The organism is Rhodococcus sp. NPDC056743, from assembly GCF_042790355.1.
In the GTDB taxonomy this organism is placed as follows: domain Bacteria; phylum Actinomycetota; class Actinomycetes; order Mycobacteriales; family Mycobacteriaceae; genus Rhodococcus_F.
The window spans coordinates 62,786-83,503 of sequence record NZ_JBHTZI010000013.1 but is presented as its reverse complement, the minus strand read 5'-3'; the positions used below and the strand labels follow the sequence as shown (position 1 = coordinate 83,503).

At 62.8% G+C, this 20,718-nt stretch carries 19 protein-coding genes; 12 read left to right on the top strand and 7 right to left on the bottom strand.

Annotated features, from left to right (window positions below):
- Positions 1–36 precede the first annotated feature (36 nt).
- Together ACFRFQ_RS27440 and ACFRFQ_RS27435 are read left to right on the top strand one after the other, a co-directional pair.
- Positions 37–699 (top strand): TetR/AcrR family transcriptional regulator, encoded by a 663-nt coding sequence (locus tag ACFRFQ_RS27440; RefSeq protein WP_378664779.1) that lies wholly within the window; start codon positions 37–39, stop codon positions 697–699.
- Positions 700–742: 43 nt separating this feature from the next.
- Positions 743–1,084 (top strand): Imm51 family immunity protein, encoded by a 342-nt coding sequence (locus ACFRFQ_RS27435; protein WP_378664778.1) that lies wholly within the window; start codon positions 743–745, stop codon positions 1,082–1,084.
- Between the two features lie 78 nt (positions 1,085–1,162).
- Here ACFRFQ_RS27435 and ACFRFQ_RS27430 read toward each other — a convergent pair whose 3' ends face one another.
- The 5 genes from ACFRFQ_RS27430 to ACFRFQ_RS27410 are packed head-to-tail and all read right to left on the bottom strand — an operon-like array spanning position 1,163 to position 5,075.
- Positions 1,163–2,197: an aspartate-semialdehyde dehydrogenase gene (locus ACFRFQ_RS27430; RefSeq protein ID WP_138871541.1), complete on the bottom strand. Its 1,035-nt coding sequence runs from the start codon at positions 2,195–2,197 to the stop codon at positions 1,163–1,165.
- Between the two features lie 6 nt (positions 2,198–2,203).
- On the bottom strand, positions 2,204–3,469 hold the full coding sequence (locus ACFRFQ_RS27425; RefSeq protein WP_378540517.1) for an aspartate kinase: 1,266 nt from the start codon (positions 3,467–3,469) through the stop codon (positions 2,204–2,206).
- 49 nt (positions 3,470–3,518) lie between these two features.
- Entirely contained in the window at positions 3,519–4,445 is a 927-nt protein-coding gene (locus ACFRFQ_RS27420; protein ID WP_378664777.1) for a hypothetical protein, read from the bottom strand.
- A gap of 38 nt (positions 4,446–4,483) precedes the next feature.
- Positions 4,484–4,852, bottom strand: coding sequence for a hypothetical protein (locus ACFRFQ_RS27415; protein WP_378664776.1), 369 nt, complete (start codon positions 4,850–4,852; stop codon positions 4,484–4,486).
- Between the two features lie 4 nt (positions 4,853–4,856).
- Positions 4,857–5,075 (bottom strand): hypothetical protein, encoded by a 219-nt coding sequence (locus ACFRFQ_RS27410; RefSeq protein ID WP_378664775.1) that lies wholly within the window; start codon positions 5,073–5,075, stop codon positions 4,857–4,859.
- A gap of 47 nt (positions 5,076–5,122) precedes the next feature.
- Here ACFRFQ_RS27410 and leuA point away from each other — a divergent pair, with 47 nt between their 5' ends.
- Positions 5,123–6,931 carry a 2-isopropylmalate synthase gene (gene leuA / locus ACFRFQ_RS27405; protein WP_378664774.1) on the top strand — a complete coding sequence of 603 codons (1,809 nt, stop codon included), beginning with the start codon at positions 5,123–5,125 and terminating at the stop codon, positions 6,929–6,931.
- Between the two features lie 210 nt (positions 6,932–7,141).
- The gene (locus ACFRFQ_RS27400) at positions 7,142–7,522 is read left to right on the top strand and encodes a PLDc N-terminal domain-containing protein (protein ID WP_378664773.1); all 381 of its coding nucleotides are present in this window, start codon (positions 7,142–7,144) and stop codon (positions 7,520–7,522) included.
- Positions 7,523–7,594: 72 nt separating this feature from the next.
- Here ACFRFQ_RS27400 and ACFRFQ_RS27395 read toward each other — a convergent pair whose 3' ends face one another.
- Positions 7,595–8,488, bottom strand: a complete 894-nt coding sequence (locus ACFRFQ_RS27395) for a LysR family transcriptional regulator (RefSeq protein ID WP_378664772.1) — start codon at positions 8,486–8,488, stop codon at positions 7,595–7,597.
- 72 nt (positions 8,489–8,560) lie between these two features.
- On the opposite strand from ACFRFQ_RS27395, the gene ACFRFQ_RS27390 reads away from it, so the two are divergent.
- The 6 genes from ACFRFQ_RS27390 (at position 8,561) to ACFRFQ_RS27365 (ending at position 16,084) form a co-directional block, all read left to right on the top strand.
- Positions 8,561–9,502 (top strand): EamA family transporter, encoded by a 942-nt coding sequence (locus ACFRFQ_RS27390; RefSeq protein WP_378664771.1) that lies wholly within the window; start codon positions 8,561–8,563, stop codon positions 9,500–9,502.
- 25 nt (positions 9,503–9,527) lie between these two features.
- A complete protein-coding gene (locus ACFRFQ_RS27385) occupies positions 9,528–10,781 on the top strand; it encodes a MurT ligase domain-containing protein (protein WP_378664770.1) in 1,254 nt (417 codons plus the stop codon).
- Positions 10,774–11,487: a type 1 glutamine amidotransferase gene (locus tag ACFRFQ_RS27380; protein ID WP_378664769.1), complete on the top strand. Its 714-nt coding sequence runs from the start codon at positions 10,774–10,776 to the stop codon at positions 11,485–11,487. The genes ACFRFQ_RS27385 and ACFRFQ_RS27380 overlap by 8 nt, the downstream gene beginning before the upstream one ends.
- Before the next feature lie 68 nt (positions 11,488–11,555).
- A complete protein-coding gene (locus ACFRFQ_RS27375) occupies positions 11,556–12,239 on the top strand; it encodes an IclR family transcriptional regulator (RefSeq protein WP_378664768.1) in 684 nt (227 codons plus the stop codon).
- A 157-nt stretch (positions 12,240–12,396) separates the two neighbouring features.
- On the top strand, positions 12,397–14,700 hold the full coding sequence (locus ACFRFQ_RS27370; RefSeq protein ID WP_378664847.1) for a cytochrome P450/oxidoreductase: 2,304 nt from the start codon (positions 12,397–12,399) through the stop codon (positions 14,698–14,700).
- Positions 14,701–14,740: 40 nt separating this feature from the next.
- The gene (locus ACFRFQ_RS27365; protein WP_378664766.1) at positions 14,741–16,084 is read left to right on the top strand and encodes an MFS transporter; all 1,344 of its coding nucleotides are present in this window, start codon (positions 14,741–14,743) and stop codon (positions 16,082–16,084) included.
- A 198-nt stretch (positions 16,085–16,282) separates the two neighbouring features.
- On the opposite strand, the gene ACFRFQ_RS27360 is transcribed toward ACFRFQ_RS27365, so the two are convergent.
- Positions 16,283–17,452: a low temperature requirement protein A gene (locus ACFRFQ_RS27360; RefSeq protein ID WP_378664764.1), complete on the bottom strand. Its 1,170-nt coding sequence runs from the start codon at positions 17,450–17,452 to the stop codon at positions 16,283–16,285.
- Positions 17,453–17,622: 170 nt separating this feature from the next.
- On the opposite strand from ACFRFQ_RS27360, the gene ACFRFQ_RS27355 reads away from it, so the two are divergent.
- Both ACFRFQ_RS27355 and ACFRFQ_RS27350 read left to right on the top strand, forming a co-directional pair.
- Complete coding sequence (locus tag ACFRFQ_RS27355) at positions 17,623–19,770, top strand: acyl-CoA dehydrogenase (RefSeq protein WP_378664763.1); 2,148 nt, start codon at positions 17,623–17,625, stop codon at positions 19,768–19,770.
- Positions 19,763–20,698 (top strand): 3-oxoacyl-ACP reductase, encoded by a 936-nt coding sequence (locus tag ACFRFQ_RS27350; protein ID WP_378664761.1) that lies wholly within the window; start codon positions 19,763–19,765, stop codon positions 20,696–20,698. Before ACFRFQ_RS27355 ends, ACFRFQ_RS27350 begins: the two co-directional genes overlap by 8 nt.
- Positions 20,699–20,718: the final 20 nt, after the last annotated feature.

Here is a 20,718-nt window from a genome sequence, read left to right as displayed (position 1 = left end):
TGGCAGCTTAGGGTGGGAGCAGAGGTGAGGCACACGATGACCAGGTCACAGGCAGACGAAGCACAGACAGGCGAATCACGGACAGGCGCTCCGCGACGCAAGTACGCCCCCCGCCTGGCGCCCGAACAACGGCGCGAACAGCTCCTCGACGCTGCTTTCCAGATCACCGGCCGCGTGGGTCTGCACAACCTCAGCATGGAAGCGGTGGCCGCTGAAGCCGGCGTCGGCAAGCCTGTCCTCTACACAGTTTTCGACACCAGAACTGATCTCGTCGCCGCACTCCTGCGCCGCGAGCACGAGCGAGCCATCGCCCAGGTCCTTGCAACCATGCCCACAGACCTGAGCGAACTCGGCCCCGCGACGTCGTACGCCGGAACCGTCGGCGCCTTCGTTGATGCCGTACTCGAGAACCCGACGCGGTGGCGCCTGATTCTCACATCTGTCGAGAACGCACCCAGTGAGTATCACGACCTGCTGAAGCTCTCTCGCGGAGCTGTCTTCGCCCGGGCCGAAGAACTGGCGCGAACCGGCATCGCTCTCGAACCGAAGCTCGAAGGACTGGATCCGGTTCTCCTCGCGCACACCATGATGTCGTTTGCCGAAATGCTCGGACGGCTGGCCGTCAGCGACCCCGAAACCTATACCCGAGAACGACTTTCCAATTTTGCCGTGGCTCTCGCACAATCGGTCGGGCGTTAGCACACGACTGAAACCTGTCGGTCGGATCTGCTTCAATACACGCATGACAACACCATCGATTGAACCGCTGCAGCTTTTCGAAACGTCTCCGGGCAACTGGTCACTGATGCTCACTGACCAGCATTTCGGCAAGGTGGCAGCGGTATTCGAGCAGGTAGAGGGCTTCGAAGGCTCCGGCTACGACTGGGCTTCGGTCGCCCACGCAGTGGTAGGCCGCGATGCACCGCATCTGGAAGGCCGATTCGGCACCGATCCCGAGGCCGGCATGTTCGTGGCCTACGGCGGCGACAACGAAGCTCTCGGTGAACTCGGAGTGCTTCTCGCCAAGGCCTATTCGGATGCCGACTATCTCGGCGGACTAGTCGCGATCTCCGAACTCGACTAGAACTCGGTATCTAAACGACACCGGCCCCGCACCTAGGTGCGGAGCCGGTACCGAACAGCGATCTAACCAAACAACGATCTAGCCGACCAGCAGCTCAGCAATCTGAATCGTGTTGAGCGCAGCTCCCTTACGCAGGTTGTCGCCCGAGACGAAGAGCGCGAGTCCGCGGCCTTCGGGGACACCCTCGTCCTGACGGATGCGACCGACCAGCGACGCGTTACCACCGGCAGCGGCGAGCGGCGTCGGAACGTCGACCAATTCCACACCGGGGGCGTCGGCGAGGATTTCCTTCGCACGAGCGACCGAGAGGGGGTTGGCGAACTCGGCGTTGATCGCGAGCGAGTGACCGGTCACGACGGGAACGCGCACGCAGGTGCCCGAAACCAACAGATCGGGAAGCCCGAGAATCTTGCGGCTCTCGTTGCGGAGCTTCTGGTCCTCGTCGGTCTCGCCGCTGCCGTCGTCGACCAACGAACCTGCGAGAGGCAGGACGTTGAACGCGATCGGTGCGACGTAGTTGTTCGGGGCCGGGAAGTCGACAGCACTGCCGTCGTGAACCAGCTTCTCGGCGTCACCGACAACAGCGCGCACCTGGCCGAGGAGTTCCTCGACGCCGGCGATGCCGCTGCCGGACACAGCCTGGTAGCTGGAGACGATCAGTCGCTGCAGACCAGCTTCGTCGTGCAGAACCTTCAGCACCGGCATCGCTGCCATGGTGGTGCAGTTGGGGTTCGCGATGATGCCCTTGGCCAGGTTCTTTGCGTCCTGCGGGTTGACCTCACTGACCACGAGGGGAACCTCGGGATCCTTGCGCCACGCGGAAGAGTTGTCGACAACGGTCGCACCGGCAGCGGCGAACCGCGGAGCCTGTGCACGGGACAGCGTCGCACCGGCGGAGAAGAGGGCGATATCGATGCCCTTGAGATCCTCGTCTGACGTTGCTGCGGCATCCTCGACAACGATCTCTTCGCCGCGGAACGTCAGCTTCTTACCGGCAGAGCGTGCCGATGCGAAGAACCGCACCTTGTCTGCGGGGAAGTTACGTTCTTCGAGCAGAGTGCGCATGACGATGCCGACCTGACCGGTCGCACCGACAACAGCGATTGTCGTCATCAGAAATTACCGTCCTGTTCCTGCGTGTACTACAGCTTCTTCGTCGCCGCCCAGTCCGAAGGCTGCGTGGATGACGCGCACGGCGTCGTCGAGTTCGGTGTCCTTGACCAGCACGGAGATGCGGATCTCGGAAGTAGAGATGAGGTCGATGTTGATGTCGGCCTTGGCCAGTGCCTCACAGAACGTGGCAGTGACACCCGGATGGCTGCGCATGCCGGCGCCGACGAGCGAGACCTTGCCGATGTGGTCGTCGAACAAGATCTGCGTGAAACCGATGTCGTCCTGACGCTTGGTCAGGATCTCGACCGCGCGCGGGCCGTCAGCCGTCGGCAGTGTGAACGTGATGTCCGTCTTGTTGGTCTCCACCTTGGAGATGTTCTGCAGCACCATGTCGATGTTGATCTCGGCATCGGAGACAGCGCGGAACACCTTGGCAGCGTGTCCCGGTGTGTCCGGCAATCCGACAACGGTGATCTTGGCTTCGCCGCGATCGTGCGCGACTCCGGTGATCAGGGCCTCTTCCACAGGAATGTCCTCCATCGATCCGGACACAATTGTTCCGGGCTTGGTGGTGTATGACGAACGGACGTGCACTGGCACGTTGTAGCGACGGGCGTACTCGACGCAGCGGAGCATGAGCACCTTGGCACCACACGCTGCGAGTTCGAGCATTTCCTCGAAGGAAACCGTCTCGAGACGGTGAGCGTCGGGGACGATGCGCGGATCGGCGGAGTAAACGCCGTCGACGTCGGTGTATATCTCGCAGACGTCGGCGTCGAGAGCAGCTGCCAACGCCACGGCAGTGGTGTCCGAGCCACCGCGTCCGAGCGTCGTGATGTCCTTGCTGTCCTGGCTGACGCCTTGGAATCCGGCGACCAGAACGATCGAGCCCTCGTCGAGCGCGGTGCGAACACGGCCCGGGGTGACGTCGATGATCTTGGCGTTGCCGTGGCTGCCGGTAGTGATGACTCCGGCCTGTGAGCCCGTGAACGAGCGAGCCTCGGCACCGAGTGAATGAATTGCCATCGCAACCAAGGAGTTGGAGATGCGCTCACCCGAGGTCAGCAGCATGTCCATTTCACGGGCCGGCGGGGAAGGGCACACCTGCTGAGCCAGGTCGAGCAGCTCATCGGTGGTATCGCCCATCGCTGACACCACGACGACGACATCATTGCCGGCCTTCTTGGTCTCGACGATCCGTTCAGCGACTCGTCGGATGCGCTCGGCGGTTGCCACCGAGGATCCGCCGTACTTCTGGACGACGAGAGCCACGCGTTTCTACCTCCAGGTCGAAATTGTTTACAGATACCAGAGGTCGAGCTTACCGACGTGGTCCTGGGACTTCCCGACGTGTACTGACCTCGGCCCTGACCTCGGGCTCGGATTCGCGCCTGATCAGTCGCGAGATCGCGTTTCGCATTGATGTCGCGGAACGTGAACCACCGGCAACGTAACCCGCCACTGCGACGGCAACTCCGCAGGCGAGGAGGACGCGGATACTGCTAACCAGTGAAGTTGCGACAGTGTCGAACACCGCTACTGCCGCATCCGGAGACACGATGTCTTGATCGTGTAAATAATCCCGACGCACGACGGTCAGCGCCACGAGCAGGACAATCATGGCGACTACCGTCGCGAGCCCGACCAGCGAGAGTGCGCGCATTCGTTTCGGCGCAACAGCGACGGCAAACACGGCGCAGAGCGCGGCCACCCACGGCAACCACAAAGCAGCTCGATCGAGGGCGTTCGAGTAACGCTGCGCCGCCACCAGTTCGTCGGATTGCAGGATCTCGAACTGCGGATCAAAGGCCGGGAGGCGGTCGACGAGGGTGAATCCACGCTCGTACACACGTGTCCGCAGTTCCGTCATGATCGGTTCGAGAGACAGCGTGACCGTTCCGTTTTCGTCAGCTCGCACGATGCCGTCCGTTGCCTGGCCGGTGACCGCCGCGGCAAGCTGTGCGTGCGCCCCACGGTTGGCTTCGGCCCACAGTGTCGCGAACTGATCACTCGAAACCAGTGAGAGCGCCGCCTGTCGAACGACACTTTCGGTCGGGCCGGTCAGCATCTGCGGCAATCCGTCCAGCCGCCGAGTCAGCTCCTCCGTCAGCCGATCGGCCACCGCAGCCTGCACCGCGGGGTCTGACGCCAACGGCGCGACCGTGTCGACATAACTGTCGGTGTCATTCACCTGAGTGTGGACGAACAGCGCCACTACCGAAGCCGCGGTGCTCAACGCTCCGGTCACGATCAGGGCACAGCAGAGTATCCAGCGCAACACTCGTGTCACGAGCGCTTGCCGCGGGTGGGCCGGATCTTCGCGGTGATGCGATGGATACGGAGGTCGTCGGTAGGTATCCGAAACGTCTCGTGCACGTGCACCGTCATCAGATTCTTGCCGAACAGGCCCGCATCGAGGAGGTACTCAGCTACGACATTCTCGCCGTCGACTGCCCACTCCACATCTCGAATCGCGCGCACCAAACGGAACTGCGGACCACCGGACAGGCTGCGCCGCAAGTGATTTCCCGAGAATCCGGTTTTGATCCCCGCTTCGTGCCGCACTGCATCCGGAGCCAGCGGAACGGAACTGCCGTCATGACTGAGAAGAGCGTCGAGGTACGCGCGCGCCACAGCTATTCGAGGATCATCCATGCGATCAGTCGATCATTTCGGAGCGCGAAACAACAGCACCGATCAACGACAATTTCGGAATGTCGCCGAACCCCACCTCGATCGCCGCCGTTCCAGGAGTAGAGTGCAGTGCATGCAGCGCGCACTCCTTCTTGGTTGCCGCGACGGGGTCTGATCCAGACTGGCCTCCCGTCGCGGGGTTTTGTGTGCGCCGGTCGACCAAGCCTTCCGGATTTTCGGTCATGACCAACAGGTCATCAGGCCGGGTCCACAATCGTTGGAGATCACCCCATGTCCCCCGCTGACGCATTCACCACCGGCACTCGCATCATCACCCCTCCCACCAAGCCGGCACCTGCCGACCAGCCTGCGTGGAACACGCAGAAGAACTCGTCGATGCCGACGTTCCGTTACCGTCCCTTCGCCGAAGAAGTCGAAACGGTCACGCTGCCGGACCGCACCTGGCCGGACAAGGTCATCGACCGCGCCCCCCAGTGGTGCGCGGTGGATCTGCGTGACGGCAACCAGGCCCTGATCGACCCGATGAGCCCGGCACGTAAGCGTCGTATGTTCGATCTGCTGGTCCGGATGGGCTACAAGGAGATCGAGGTCGGCTTCCCGTCGGCAAGCCAGACGGACTTCGACTTCGTCCGCGAAATCATCGAAGACGGGGCAATCCCGTCCGATGTCACCATCCAGGTGCTGACGCAGTCGCGTCCCGAGCTGATCAAGCGCACGTTCGAGGCGTGTGAAGGTGCCGAGAACGCGATCGTGCACTTCTACAACTCCACCTCGATCCTGCAGCGTCGTGTCGTCTTCCGCGCTGACAAGGAGACGATCAAGAAGATCGCCACCGACGCCGCCGAGCTGGTGCTCGCCGAGTCGAAGAAGTACCCGGACACCAACTGGCGCTGGGAGTACTCCCCCGAGTCCTACACAGGCACCGAGCTGGAGTACGCCAAGGAAGTATGTGACGCCGTCACCGAGACCTTGGGCGCAACGCCGGCAAACCCGGTGATCCTGAACCTGCCCGCGACGGTCGAGATGGCCACGCCCAACGTGTACGCCGACTCCATCGAGTGGATGCACCGCAACTTGGCTCGCCGCGACTCCGTCATCCTGTCGCTGCACCCCCACAACGACCGCGGAACCGGCGTCGCTGCAGCCGAGCTGGGCTACCAGGCCGGCGCCGACCGCATCGAAGGCTGCCTGTTCGGCAACGGCGAGCGCACCGGCAACGTCTGCCTGGTCACTCTCGCCCTGAATATGTTCACGCGTGGCGTCGACCCGCAGATCGACTTCTCGAACATCGACGAGATCCGTCGCACGGTCGAGTACTGCAACCAGCTGCCCGTCCACGAGCGTCACCCGTACGGCGGCGATCTGGTCTACACCGCATTCTCGGGCAGCCACCAGGACGCCATCAACAAGGGCCTCGACGCCATGAAGGTCGACGCCGACGGGCAGAACTCCGACGTCGACGACATCCTGTGGCAGGTTCCGTACCTGCCCATCGACCCCAAGGACGTCGGCCGCAGCTACGAGGCCGTCATCCGCGTGAACTCGCAGTCCGGCAAGGGCGGCGTCGCGTACATCATGAAGGCCGATCACGGTCTGGTGCTGCCGCGTCGACTGCAGGTCGAGTTCTCGCAGTCGGTCCAGAAGATCACGGACGGTGAAGGCGGCGAGGTGTCGCCGAAGGAAATGTGGGACGTCTTCCACGAGGAGTACCTGGCTCCGATCACCCCGCTCGAGCGCATGAAGCAGAAGGTCACCGCTTCCGAGGAAGACGGCGGCACCGATGCGATCACCGCGATCGTCAAGGTGAACGGCAAGGAGCAGGAGATCTCCGGTACCGGCAACGGTCCGCTCGCTGCCTTTGTCGACGCACTGGGAAGCATTAACTTCGACGTTCGGGTTCTCGACTACTCCGAGCACGCCATGTCCGCTGGTGACGACGCTCAGGCTGCCGCCTACGTCGAGTGCGCCGTGACTGGCCCCGACGGTCAGAGCACCGTCGTCTGGGGTGTCGGTATCGCCACCTCGATTACGACGGCGTCGCTGCGTGCCGTGGTTTCGGCAGTTAACCGCGCTAGCTAGGACACCTGTCGAGTGTGGCTCCTATCCGATTCGGATAGGAGCCACACTCGTCTGAACTGCCTATCGAATTCGCGTGAACGACGAACGTCCTGAACCGGATATTAAAGAATTCATTACAGTTCTTTTCATCCGTTGGGGATGATGCGGAAGAGGTCATCGCATGAGATAGTTCATCTCAGACAAATCCGACCTGTGAAATGGGGCTCGACAATGGATTCCTTCTGGGATTTCCTCTGGGTGATAATCGTCAGTTTTGCGTTCATCGCATACCTGATCCTGCTGTTCTCGATCATTACGGACCTCTTCCGTGACCACAAGACTTCAGGTTGGAAGAAGGCCATCTGGGTATTCTTCCTCTTCGTCATTCCGTGGCTCACCGCGCTCATCTACCTGATCGTGAAGAGCGACGGTATGGCTCAGCGCTCGCTGGAAGCAGCGCAGCAGGTCAAGCAGGCACAGGACAGCTACATTCGCGAGGTTGCGGGTAAGTCTCCCGCCGAGGCAATCGCAGACGCGAAGGCACTTCTCGACGCCGGCACGATCAACGAAGAAGAATTCGCCTCCCTGAAGGCCAAGGCTCTGGCAGCCTGATTCATCTTCGGTTCAATTGCAGGTTGCACCACCGAAGCGGGAGCGACACTAATCGTGTCGCTCCCGCTTTGTTTATTCTCCGACGGCCCGCTGGGCGTCTCGGAACGCCGCAAGTACCACCGAGATCGCCGGACTTCGATCGCCGTGCAATCGCGTTGCCAATTCATAGACCCGGGCAGCACGCACACCCGCTATGGGTTTCCTCGATACCGCCGGGTGTGTGATTGCATGCCGCGGCATCAGCGCCACTCCATGTCCGGCGGCCACCAGCTCCTCGATTACCCGGAAATCGTTTATCCGATGCGCGACGCGCGGTTGCACGCCGGTAACGGCTGCAACCGACATCAGGACGTCGTCGACGGGAAATCCGCCGCGCACGCTGATCCAGTTCTCGTCCACCAACTGATCCAATCGAACCGAATCCTGCTTTGCCAGAGGATGATCCGGCCGCAGAACCAGGTCGATAGGTTCGCGCATCAAAGACTGCACACTGACTCGCGGAAACGACGTCTCCGCAGCACGTTCGTCGCGGTGGGTGAGGATCACGTCATGGTCGGCCAGTAGTCGCGGCACCGCGGACGCCGGCTGATCCACGTCGCACGCATCGATGTCGACACCAGACCCCTCGAGTGCCGTCAACACCCGGGGCAGCAGCAGCGCCGCCCCGGACGGGAAGAACGCCACCCGCACCTTGCCGCGCGGCGAACCTCGGTACGACGCCATCTCCGCGTCCGCGCGTTCGAGGGCGGCCACCACGTCGTCGGCGCGCAGAACCAAAGCCCGGCCGGCGTCGGTGAGCCTGAGCTTGCGGCCGTCCGGTTCCAGGAGCGGCACGCCTGCCTCCCGGGCCAGGATCTTGAGCTGCTGGGAAACCGCAGACGGCGTCATGGACAGCGCCGCGGCGGTCCCGCCCACTGTTCCTCGGTCCGCCAGTTCGCGCAGCACTCGCAACCGGGTTGCATCCATGTAGAAAAACTACATTAATAGTCCATCTTTATTCGCTTGTCCTGATGCTTTGCACAGCTCACGATTGACAGCATGACTCCTCGCGACCGCCTACTCGGATTGACCGTCGCGATCATGTGGGGATTGAACTTCCTGGCGATCCGGGTCGGACTCGACCACTTCCCGCCCTACTTCTTCGCCGCGCTGCGCTTTCTGCTGATCGCGATTCCCGTGGTGATCTTCGTGCCGCGTCCTCAGGTTCCGACGCGATGGCTGTTGCTCTACGGCTTCGGTTTCGGCTTCGGTCAATTCGTGTTCCTGTACTGGGCAATGCACACCGGCATGCCAACCGGTCTCGCATCGTTGGTCCTGCAGTCCTCAGCTCCCTTCACTGTTCTGCTGGGCGCATTCCTGCTCCGCGAGAAGCTCAGCGTGTGGCAGGTGTCCGGCATCGGCGTTGCCGTGGCAGGTATGGCCCTGATCGGCTGGGACCGCTCGCATCAGGCCGCCTTGCTACCGGTGATCCTGACGCTATTGGCCGGTCTGTCCTGGGCTTGTGGCAACCTCGGCAGCCGCCTTGCTGCGGCCGGTACCGTCGGCAAGCCAAATCCGATGCGCCTGATGTTGTGGATGTGCGTCATTCCCCCACTGCCGATGCTTGCCCTGTCCGCCGTCGTCGAAGGTCCGAGTGCGGGCTGGAATGCCCTCGGAAGCTCGTTCAGCGCCGACGGGTGGCCGGCGCTGATCGGACTCGCGTACATCGTGTTGATCGGCACCATCGCCGGGTCGGGGATCTGGACCATCCTGATGGGACGCTATCCCGCGGGCACTGTTGCACCGCTCTCCCTGCTCGTCCCGGTGGTGGGAATCGGCGCATCCTGGCTGTTCCTGCACGAGAATCCCACCGCGTTGTCACTGGTGGGAGCCGTCATCGTGATCGTCGGGGCTAGTGCCGCCCAGATACGACGCGCCCCCAAGGCTGCTGTTCCGTCGAACACACCGGCGTGGCAAGCGCCTGCACGACTCGAAGTCTGACCGCGCGCTGTGCCAAACTCGGGCCGTGGGAACTGGACTATCGATCACGACACGCGGAAAGCTCGCCCTGCGCGCTGCCGCCACGGCCTCCTGGGCATCGCAAAAAGCCGGCCGCGGCAAGGGCTCCATGATCGGTGGGCTCATCGCCCTGAAGATCGACCCGACGCTGATGACCCAACTCGGACGCGGAAAGCGGACCGTTGTTGTCACCGGCACCAACGGCAAGTCGACAACAACGCGCATGACGGCTGCGGCGCTCGCGACGCTCGGTGACGTGGCAACGCAAGCCGACGGCGCCAACATGGACGCCGGAATCGTCGCGGCACTGGCAAACCGGATGAATGCGCCGGTCGCGGCTCTCGAAGTCGACGAACTTCACGTTCCCCACGTGGCCGACGCCGTGAACCCGGAAGTGATCGTGCTCCTGAATCTGAGCCGCGATCAACTCGACCGGGTCGGCGAGATCAACATGATCGAACGCAAACTGCGGGCCTGCGTCAACGCCCACCCGAATGCGGTCATCGTCGCCAACTGCGACGACGTACTGGTCACCTCCGTGGCCTACGACGCCCCCAACGTCGTGTGGGTTGCCGCCGGCGGCGGGTGGGCGAGCGATTCCGTCAGCTGCCCACGTACCGGCGAACCCATCGTCTGGGAGGGAAAGCACTGGCGCAGTACCGGTTCGGACTTCGCGCGGCCCGAGCCGTCCTGGTGGCTCGACGACGACAATCTTTACGGCCCTGACGGCCTGAAGATACCGATGACGTTGACGCTTCCCGGAAAAGCCAACCGCGGCAACGCAGCTCAGGCCGTCGCTGCTGCAGTTGCTCTGGGCGCAGATCCGGTCGGCGCGGTTGCCGCCGCGTCGACGGTCCAGGAAGTTGCCGGGCGATACAGCACCGTCCAGGTAGGCTCGCACTCCGTCCACATGCTTCTCGCGAAGAATCCTGCCGGCTGGCAGGAAGCTCTGTCGATGATCGATCCGTCCGTCGACGGCCTGGTCATTGCCGTGAACGGGCAGGTTCCCGACGGCGAGGATCTCTCCTGGCTGTGGGACGTGAAGTTCGAGCACTTCGAAGGCGTCAAAGTAGTCGCTGCCGGTGAGCGGGGAACCGACCTCGCCGTGCGTCTCACCTACGCCGGCGTCGATCACACCTTGGAGCCGGATCCCTTGCGTGCCATTGCTTCCTGCCCGCCCGGTCGCGTCGAAGTTCTTGCCAACTACACGGCATTTCGCGATCTGAACACCGCAATCGCCAAGGAGACCCGCGATGTCTGATTCGACAGTGCGCATCGGCCTTGTTCTCCCCGACGTCATGGGAACCTACGGCGACGGTGGTAACGCCCTGATCCTGCGCCAGCGTCTTCGTATGCGCGGCTACGACGCCGAGATCGTCGACATCACGCTCAACGACCCGGTGCCGGATTCACTCGACGTCTACACCCTTGGCGGTGCGGAGGATTCCGCGCAGCGCCTCGCGACCCGACATCTCGCGAAATATCCCGGCTTGCAGCGCGCAGCCGAACGCGGCGCACCCGTCCTCGCGATCTGCGCGGCCATCCAGGTTCTGGGCAACTGGTACGAGACGTCCAGCGGCGAAAGAGTCGACGGCGTCTCGATGCTCGACGTCACCACCTCGCCGCAAGAGAAGCGCTCGATCGGCGAAGTCATCACGAAGCCGCTGATCGACGGACTCACCGCGCCCCTGTCAGGGTTCGAGAATCACCGCGGCGGAACAACTCTGGGCAGCGCAGCCTCAGGATTCGCCCGGGTCACCCATGGCGTCGGCAACGGCGTCGGCGACGGGTTCGAAGGCGCCGTACAGGGTTCGGTGATCGGGACGTACATGCACGGACCCGCCTTGGCGCGTAACCCGGAACTCGCAGACCTGCTGATCATGCGGGCACTGGGTGTGACCGAACTCGAGCCGCTGCACCTGCCCGAGGTCGACAAGCTCCGCAAGGAACGCCTCGCAGTTCGCTGACCGGTAGAGACCAGGTCGCCTGGCAACGTAAGGTCGACACGGACCGCCCGCCCACGAACAGGACGCCAATGAGTACCCTGCAAACCCTGGATCGTGGGCTGCGCGCGCTCGACATCATTGCCCAGTTCCCGACCGGGATTTCGGTTGCCGACCTTGCGCGTGAACTCGATGTCCACCGAGCCATCTGCTATCGCATCGTTTCGACACTCGAAGCACATTCGCTGATTGCTCGCATCGAGGATGGACGAATTCGCCTTGGTGTCGGAGCCGCGGTTCTCGGTTCCTGCTTCGAGCCACAGCTCAACCGGGACGGGCAGTCCCTACTCCACTCACTGGCAAACACCACGCGTGCAACCGCCTTCATATCCGTTGCACAGGGCCAGGATTGCGTTGTACTGATGGTGGCCGAACCCGAAGACACACTCATCCGAGTGGGATACAGAACCGGCACCCGGCATCCCCTCGACAAGGGTGCTGCCGGTATCGCGATATTGGCCCTGCGACCCGAGACTGCGATTGATTCCGACGAGGTCAAACAGGCGCGCAAGGACGGATACAGCCTGACTCTGGGGCAACTCGAGCATGGCGCCATCGGCATTGCGTCCGGGATTGCACTACCGGCGAATCTCGGATCGGCCACGAACCTCGAACGCAGCGTCGGCGTGGTGGCGATCGATGGTCTCGATACCGAACTCGCTGCCCAAGCCGTGATGACCACGGCGCGAGAACTCGAACGCCTCATCTCTGCCTGATCGTTCCGTCGGGGAAATCTGCGCCCGACTGCGTTTTTCACCCATCTTGACCTTTGAATGTGACCTCACTTACCCTGTGCAAAGTGCGCTCAGAGCACACTATGTGCGCTATTAGTAACTTCACAGTTCAGGACGGTTTATAGAGATGTCAGAAGTCATGAACGGATGCCCGATCGATCATGCGGCTCTTAACTCGGGATGTCCGGTATCCGGAAACGCAGCCGACTTCGATCCCTTCGGCGGCGACTACCAGGTAGACCCCGCTGCGTCGCTGCGCTGGTCCCGTGACGAGGAGCCCGTGTTCTTCAGTCCCGAGATCGGGTACTGGGTCGTCACTCGCTATTCGGACGTCAAGGCTGTCTTCCGCGACAACATCCTGTACTCGCCGTCCATCGCACTGGAGAAGATCACCCCCGTCTCGGAGGAAGCAACCGCCACCCTCGCCAAATACGACTACGCGATGTCGCGCACCCTGGTGAACGAAGACGAGCCGGCGCACATGCCGCGGCGCCGCGCATTGATGGATCCGTTCACACCGGCGGAACTCGTGCATCACGAGCCGATGGTTCGTCGCCTCGTCCGCGAGTACGTCGACCGCTTCGTGGACTCAGGCAAGGTAGACCTCGTCGACGAGATGCTGTGGGAGGTCCCGCTCACCGTCGCGCTGCACTTCCTCGGTGTGCCGGAGGAAGACATGGACGACCTCCGCAAGTACTCGATCGCACACACCGTCAACACCTGGGGCCGACCTGCACCTGAGGAACAAGTCGCGGTCGCCGAAGCCGTAGGCAAGTTCTGGCAGTACGCAGGCACGGTGCTCGAAAAAATGCGCAAGGATCCCTCCGGCCACGGCTGGATGCCCTACGGTCTCCGCGTTCAGAAGGAACAGCCGGAGGTCGTCACCGACTCCTATCTGCACTCGATGATGATGGCGGGAATCGTTGCCGCTCATGAGACCACCGCCAACGCATCGGCCAACGCATTCCGCTTGCTGCTCGAAAACCGGAGCGTGTGGCAGGAGATCTGCGAGGATCCCAGTCTGATCCCGAACGCCGTCGAGGAGTGCCTGCGGCACTCAGGCTCAGTTGCCGCGTGGCGCCGACTGGCCACTGCCGACACCCGAATCGGCGACATCGACATCCCGAAGGGTTCCAAGCTCCTGATCGTCACATCGTCCGCGAACCGCGACGACCGCCATTTCGAGAGCGGAGACGAGTTCGACATTCGCCGCGAGAACTCCAGCGATCACCTGACTTTCGGCTACGGCAGCCATCAATGTATGGGCAAGAACCTGGCTCGTATGGAGATGCAGATCTTCCTCGAGGAGATCACCACACGACTCCCGCACCTGGAACTCGTCCCAGATCAGGAGTTCACCTACCTACCGAACACCTCATTCAGAGGACCGGATCATGTTTGGGTGCAGTGGAATCCGGATGCGAACCCTGAACTCCGAGATTCTTCGATTCTCCTGCGACGACAGCCCGTGAAGGTCGGCGAGCCGTCCAAGACCAATATCTCGCGCACGGTGCGGGTGGACGCGATCACTCCCGCCGCCGAAGGCGTGGTCATGGTGACCCTTTCCGATCCTTCCGGCAAAGCACTTCCGAAGTGGACGCCGGGCGCGCACATCGACATCGATCTCGGCGATCTGACGCGGCAGTACTCGCTGTGCGGCGACCCTCACGATCTGTCCCGCTACGAGGTCGCCGTGCGCGAAGAGCCCGAAAGCCGGGGTGGCTCACGCTATGTACACCACACTCTCGCAGCCGGAAACACCCTCAAGATGCGTGGGCCCCGCAACCATTTCAAGCTCGATCCGACTGCCGAGCGCTACGTCTTCGTAGCGGGCGGCATCGGTATCACGCCGATCGTGACAATGGCCGATCACGCCAAGGCCGCCGGCAAGGAGTACGAAATCCATTACTGTGGACGCGATGTCGCCACGATGGCGATGCTCGACAGACTGAATGCCGATCACAGCGGCCACCTTGTCGTGCATTCCAGCGCCTCGGGCAACCGCCTCGACATCGCGACGATGTTCTCCACTGCGACGGCACACACTCAGATCTACTCCTGTGGTCCTGAACGACTGCTCTCCGCGCTCGAGGAGGCTACGGCGCACTGGCCGGAAGACTCGCTGCACGTCGAGCACTTCACCTCGACGCTCGCGACACTCGACCCGTCCAACGAGCACACATTCGAGGTCGAACTCCGGGACTCCGGTCTGATAATCCAGGTCGCCGCCGATCAGACCGTCCTCGACGCGTTGCGTGCCTCCAATATCGACATCCCCAGCGATTGCGAGGAAGGCCTGTGCGGATCGTGCGAGGCCCCCGTCCTCGATGGCGAGGTGGACCACCGAGACATGGTGCTCACGAAAACCGAACGCGCTCAGAATAAATCGATGATGACCTGCTGCTCGCGCGCCTGCGGCCAGAAGATCACCCTCGCGCTCTGACCCACCTTTCCCCAGTTCTTCCCGACCCGAAAGGATCCTCATGGGATCACAGACAACCCAGGTCTCCGACCTGGAAGAACCTCCCATCAGCGACGCCGTCCCCCGCAGTAGTTTCAAGCGCGTGCTGACCGGCAGCATGGCCGGCGCCGTTCTCGAGTGGTACGACTTCGCGATCTACGGCATTCTCGCCGCCACCGTACTTGGGCCGCTTTTCTTCCCGGGCGACAGCGGCGTCGCGAAACTGCTGCTCGCACTCGCCACCCAGGGTCTCGGCTTCGTCGCCCGACCGCTCGGCGGCATCGTATTCGGACACCTCGGCGACAAATACGGTCGCAAGCCGATGCTGGTGACCACCTTCATTCTGCTGGGTACCGCGACTGCCGCGATCGGCTTGCTCCCCACCTACGAACAGGTGGGCATCTGGGCAACTGTCGGGTTGGTAGTCCTGCGCATGATCCAAGGGTTCGCGCTCGGCGGCGAGTTCGGTGCCGCAGTACTGCTGGTCAGTGAGTACGGCGAACCCAAGCGTCGCGGTTTCTGGGCCTCGTGGCCGCAGGCCGGTGCCCCGATGGGTACGGTACTGGCCACTGTAGTGGTCTCGATCCTCGTTTTCGCAGTCCCGGACGAAGCGTTCGACCAGTGGGGTTGGCGCATTGCCTTCCTGTTCGCGATCCCGCTGCTCGCCATCGGTTTCTGGGTCCGCCGCGGCGTCGAGGAATCGCCGGTATTCAAGGCCGCACAAGAGCAAGCGGCACAGGCTCCGAAGGACGAACGCTCGAGCATTTTCGAAGCCTTGTCCCGACCGAGTGTGGTGCTCATCGGTCTCGGTACGCGCATCGGTGAAAACATTGCTTTCTACATCTATACGATCTTTGTGATCGCTTACGCCACCACCTATTTCGATTTTGCGCGCGGCGATGTCATCATGGCTGTTACGTTCGCCTCGGTGTTCCAGTTCGTTGGCATGATTGGTGGCGGAGCGTGGTCCGACCGGGTCGGCCGCCGCATCGCAATGCTCGTGCCCGCTGTCATCCTCATGATCTGGGCGCCGGTCTTCTTCTGGCTCGTGCAGCTCGAGAGTCTTCCGATGCTGTGGCTCGGCGTGTGCGTCGGCGCCCTGTTCCACGGCATGCTCGCCGGCCCGGAAGCAGCTTGGATCACCGAGTTGTTCCCGACCCGCTACCGCTATGCCGGCTCCTCGCTGGTGTTCCAAGGTTCGTCGATTCTCGCCGGTGCGCCCGCCCCGTTCATCGCCATCTGGCTCATCGAGAACCACGGCGTCGGCATGGTCGTGGGTTACCTGGTGGTCACGATGTCGATCACCGTAATAGCCCTCTTGGCCAGCCGTGAGACCAAGGGAGTCGACCTCGACAAGGTCGAATAGTCGCACCCAGCTGCAACTCCGGGGATCTTACGAACCTCAACGAGATCAACGAACCCGACCCACTCCCGGCTCAGTCGCGGGGTTCAATGGTGACCTGGTTGCCGGTGCATCGTCGGACATCTAGATCTGCGCCTGGGATCTAGATGTCCGACGATGTTGGCCACACCGTTCGGAAGCTACCGAGAAAGTATCTCGCGGTCAGTGCGCGGCGGAACCTTTCTCGCCTTCGGTGAGGACCAATTCCACTGCCAGCAGCGCGGCGCAGACCAGACCGGCCACCAGCTCGGGCACCGGGGTGTAGGTGCCCGCGAGCACTGCGACGATCGCGACCGAGAACGGTGCCAGCGTGCGAAGCGAGGAATCGTGGAGCCGGATGTGGATGAACCACAGCGCCGCGAGGATGATCGCGACCGGAACGGTTACGGCGGCGCCCGTCACCAACGCACTGCCGTCGCCGTGGTGCGTCCAGAAGTCGACGCGGGACGCCAACCCCGCCCCGATGGCGGCAGCGGCCGCGAAGATGAAGTAGTGCCCGAATCCCCAGACGAAGGGTGAGGCGTCGCCGTTGCCGATGACATCGCCCGCGTTGCGTTGGAAGTACAGCCACCACAGGCTGAAAACGATCAGGATTCCGCCGATGACGACGTAGGTGACCTGCGCTGCCGGATGCTCACCGTCGACTGCATCCTGAATTGCGAGAGTGGTCGAGAGGATCGTCTCGCCGAGAACGATGATGAAGAACAGCGAGTACCGCTCGGCGATGTGGTGCGGATGCCACGGAGTCATCCCCGGCTTCTCGGACCAGACCGGCACAGCGAACTCGCACAGAACCAACACGAGGAACGTCGGAACGTAGATGGCGGACGGCACGAAGTAGAAACCGATCCAACCGATCTGGACCAACACGATTCCGAGAGCGTATCGACGAGCCGTCAGCGCGTGTTCGGGGTCGTTTCGCGAGACCCTGAGCCATTGAATCACCAAGGCTATTCGCATGATGACGTAGCCGACGATGATGAGTAGGGCGTCGTCGTTGAAGAAGCGGACGACACCGGCGGCAAGGACCAGCGAACCGAGGATCTGGAAGATCGTCAGCAGTCGGGCAATTCCGTCGTCGTTGTCGTACGCCGAGGTGAACCACGTGAAGTTCAGCCATGTCCACCAGATCGCGAAGAACGCCATCGCGAAGTGCCCGACGCCAGAGGCCGCGTGCCCCTCACTTATCGCATGGTGAAGGCCCGTGGCGGCCTGGGCCACTGCCACGACAAAGCACAGGTCCGTCAGTAGTTCGAGTGGTGTGGCTACTCGATGCGCCTCGTGCGGATCACGGGGAACCAACGGCCGGATGAACGAATTGATACGACTCACGGTTGGCAGAGTAGCGCTCCGATCGCGGACGCGCTGGACCCACTCAGCGAGATTGTCCGCTACAGCCGGGTCTGTCGTGATACGTGTAGAGGGAACAACTCCTGCCTGCGGTAGTCCTGCGGCAGTGACAATCAGCCTGCGGGCTCAGTCGCGTAACGAGGTAGTTCTCCATGTCTATTGCACTTTCCGAAGACCAGCGCGCTCTCGCGCAGTCGGTTCGCAGTTACATCCTGCGAGCGAACCCACTCGCCGAGGCTCGCGAGTGTCTCGACAATCCGACGCACGAATTGCCGTCAGGGTGGTCGACTTTCGCCGAACTCGGCTGGTTAGGCGTCCACCTGCCCGAAGAATACGGTGGCGCTGGGTTCGGCTTACCTGAATTGTCGGTAGTGGTGGAGGAATTGGGGGCAGCTGTCGCTCCCGGACCACTGCTTCCGACGGTGTGGGCATCCGCTGTGGTCGCGGCAGCGGGCACCGCCGAACAACAGGCGGCGCTCCTTCCTGGACTGAGTGACGGAACGGTCGTCGGAGCAGTCGGAATCGCCACGACGGGCGCACTCGCAGGTTCCAGCGTCGACATCGCGGAGCCCGTCGAGATTCTCTGCGCGGCAACGGCCGACCTCCTTCTGGTCTCGATCGGCGAAGACGTTGTAGTCCTACGACGCGAACAGGTGCAGATCACCGACGCGCCGACGCTCGATCCGACGCGGCCACTCTCGGCGGTAACGACCAACGGCAGCGTCGACGCCGTCGCCGTTCTCCCCGGTGCGAGAGCGCTCGCAGTGTCGATCGGGCGTACCCTGGCCGCTGCCGAAGCCGCGGGCGTGATCACCGCGGCCACCAACCTGGCTGTCGAGTATGCCAAGGCCCGCTTTGCTTTCGGCCGCGCAATCGGTTCGTTCCAGTCGGTCAAGCACATCCTCGCCAATATGCTCGTGGACCGCGAAATGTCCACCGCTGCTGCGTGGGATGCCGCCCAGGCAGCATCCGACAACGAGGATCAGAGCGCCCTCGCAGCGGCTGTGGCCGTGGTGACCGCGCTCCCCGCGGCCATGCGAGTAGCCCAGAAGTGCATCCAGGTACACGGCGGAATCGGGTACACGTGGGAGCACGACGCTCATCTGTACCTGCGTCGCGCCGGCGCAGTGAACGCTGTCTTCTCCCCCGTTGTCGCACGCGCCGACATTGCCGACGCCACCGCCGCCGGGATCCGACGCGAATCGAGCATCGAACTGCCCGCCGAGGCCGACGAGTATCGCACGCAGGCACGTGCATTCGTGAAGGAAGCTCTCGCCGCTCCCGCTGATCAACTGCGCCGCCTACTCGTCGACTCTGGCTACGCGGTTCCCCATTGGCCGAAGCCCTGGGGCCGTGGGTCCGGCGCCGTCGAGCAATTGGTTCTGGAGGAGGAACTGTCGGCACTCGAGTTGCCGCAGTATGGAATCGGCGAATGGGTGCTCCTCACCGTTGTCGGGCACGGCACCGCGGAGCAACACGAACGCTTTGTCGACGCCAGCCTCATGGGCACCGTGAAATGGTGCCAGCTCTTCAGCGAACCCGGCGCCGGTTCCGATGCAGCGGGCATCACCACCAAGGCACGCCGCGTCGACGGCGGCTGGATTGTCAACGGCCAGAAGACCTGGACCAGCGGCGGAGTAACCTCCACACACGGAATGGCAACTGTTCGCACCGACCCGGAGGCGCGAAAGCACAAGGGCATCACCATGATGCTGATCGAAATGTCTGCCCCCGGAGTGCAGGTACGCCCGATCAAGCAGATCACCGGCGATTCGCATTTCTCCGAGGTTTTCCTCGACGACGTGTTCGTTCCCGACGCCGATGTGCTCGGTGAAGTCAACGGCGGCTGGGGAGTTGCGCGATCCGCCCTCGGGAACGAACGTGTCACCATCGGCCGGGACAGGCTCGGCCTGGGCGTCACGTACAGCATCCACGATCTGTTCATCGTGGTGCGCGAAAACAACTCCGGCATGGACCACACAGTGGCCGACCTGGTAGCCGAAGATCTGGCCCTGCGGGCACTGACCACCCGGATCGCGGAACTCGCGGTCCTCGGCGCCGGACCTGGCCCCGAGGGTGCGGTGCTGAAACTGGTCGGCAGCGAGCACGGACAGCGACTTGCCGATGCGGGACTGCTGCTCTCCGGGTTCCTACCCGCCGGCAGCGATTTGAAAACACCTGTCCATCACAGTCTTCTGGAAGTGCGCTTCCAGACCATCGCCGGCGGTACCTCGGAAATCCTCCGTAACCAGATCGGCGAACTCATTCTCGGACTACCCAGGGAGCCAGCTCTTGCCTGACACATTCAACACCTCACCCACCGAACTCACTGACCTCACCGGCCGCACCGCGATTGTCACCGGCGCCGGGGCCGGCTTGGGCCGCACCGAGGCACTCGCATTGGCCTCGCGGGGCGCCAGTGTCGTGGTGAACGACATCGGTTCTGCCGCAGACGATGTCGTGCGCGAAATCGAGGCTCTCGGATCCCGCGCTATTGCAGTGACCGGCGACGTCAGCGACTGGTCGCTGGGAGATCGTCTTGTCGAAGCCGCGGTCGATACATTCGGCAGCCTCGATATCGTGGTCAACAACGCGGGCATCACCCGCGACGCAATGCTGTTCAACATGAGCGAGAAGCAGTGGGACGACGTCATTGCGATTCACCTCAAAGGCCATGCGGCGCTGTCCCGCTCGGCTGCAGTGCATTGGCGGGCAGCGGGCAAGGCCGCCGGCGGCCCGGTGTACGGGCGCGTCATCAACACAGCATCCGAAGCTTTTCTACTCGGCGGCGCCGGGCAAGCGAATTACGCTGCAGCCAAGGCCGGCATCGTTGCGCTGACCCTCTCCACCTCACGTGGACTGGCGAAGTACGGTGTCACCGCCAATGCGATTTGCCCGCGTGCCCGCACCGAGATGACTGCCGGCGTCTTTGCCGACGGTGAACCGGATACGGGGCTCGACATCATGGCACCCGAACGCGTTGCCACCTTCGTGGCGTTTCTGGCCACTCCGGCGGCGCAGACGATCAACGGCCAGGTGTTTGTCGTCTACGGAGACATGGTGGCGTTGATGGCCCCGCCCACGGTGCAACAGAAGTTCGTCGCCGCAGACGGGGTCTTCACGGTGGAGGAATTCGCGGATCAGTTGGTGCCGTATGTCGCCGAACTACCTGCGGGGCAGAGCTACTCAGCGAGCAGCATCATCGAACTGGATACAACCGGCACCTAACCACTGTGCGCCTTTATTAA

What these genes read in the sequence shown, in the direction of transcription:
- ACFRFQ_RS27380 (WP_378664769.1), top strand. Translation starts at nt 10,774, where the DNA reads ATGTCTGATTCGACAGTGCGCATCGGCCTTGTTCTCCCCGACGTCATG.
- ACFRFQ_RS27375 (WP_378664768.1), top strand. Translation starts at nt 11,556, where the DNA reads ATGAGTACCCTGCAAACCCTGGATCGTGGGCTGCGCGCGCTCGACATC.
- ACFRFQ_RS27355 (WP_378664763.1), top strand. Translation starts at nt 17,623, where the DNA reads ATGTCTATTGCACTTTCCGAAGACCAGCGCGCTCTCGCGCAGTCGGTT.
- leuA (WP_378664774.1), top strand. Translation starts at nt 5,123, where the DNA reads ATGTCCCCCGCTGACGCATTCACCACCGGCACTCGCATCATCACCCCT.
- ACFRFQ_RS27395 (WP_378664772.1), bottom strand. Translation starts at nt 8,488, where the DNA reads ATGGATGCAACCCGGTTGCGAGTGCTGCGCGAACTGGCGGACCGAGGA.
- ACFRFQ_RS27415 (WP_378664776.1), bottom strand. Translation starts at nt 4,852, where the DNA reads ATGGATGATCCTCGAATAGCTGTGGCGCGCGCGTACCTCGACGCTCTT.
- ACFRFQ_RS27435 (WP_378664778.1), top strand. Translation starts at nt 743, where the DNA reads ATGACAACACCATCGATTGAACCGCTGCAGCTTTTCGAAACGTCTCCG.
- ACFRFQ_RS27440 (WP_378664779.1), top strand. Translation starts at nt 37, where the DNA reads ATGACCAGGTCACAGGCAGACGAAGCACAGACAGGCGAATCACGGACA.
- ACFRFQ_RS27400 (WP_378664773.1), top strand. Translation starts at nt 7,142, where the DNA reads ATGGATTCCTTCTGGGATTTCCTCTGGGTGATAATCGTCAGTTTTGCG.
- ACFRFQ_RS27430 (WP_138871541.1), bottom strand. Translation starts at nt 2,197, where the DNA reads ATGACGACAATCGCTGTTGTCGGTGCGACCGGTCAGGTCGGCATCGTC.
- ACFRFQ_RS27365 (WP_378664766.1), top strand. Translation starts at nt 14,741, where the DNA reads ATGGGATCACAGACAACCCAGGTCTCCGACCTGGAAGAACCTCCCATC.
- ACFRFQ_RS27370 (WP_378664847.1), top strand. Translation starts at nt 12,397, where the DNA reads ATGAACGGATGCCCGATCGATCATGCGGCTCTTAACTCGGGATGTCCG.
- ACFRFQ_RS27390 (WP_378664771.1), top strand. Translation starts at nt 8,561, where the DNA reads ATGACTCCTCGCGACCGCCTACTCGGATTGACCGTCGCGATCATGTGG.
- ACFRFQ_RS27410 (WP_378664775.1), bottom strand. Translation starts at nt 5,075, where the DNA reads ATGACCGAAAATCCGGAAGGCTTGGTCGACCGGCGCACACAAAACCCC.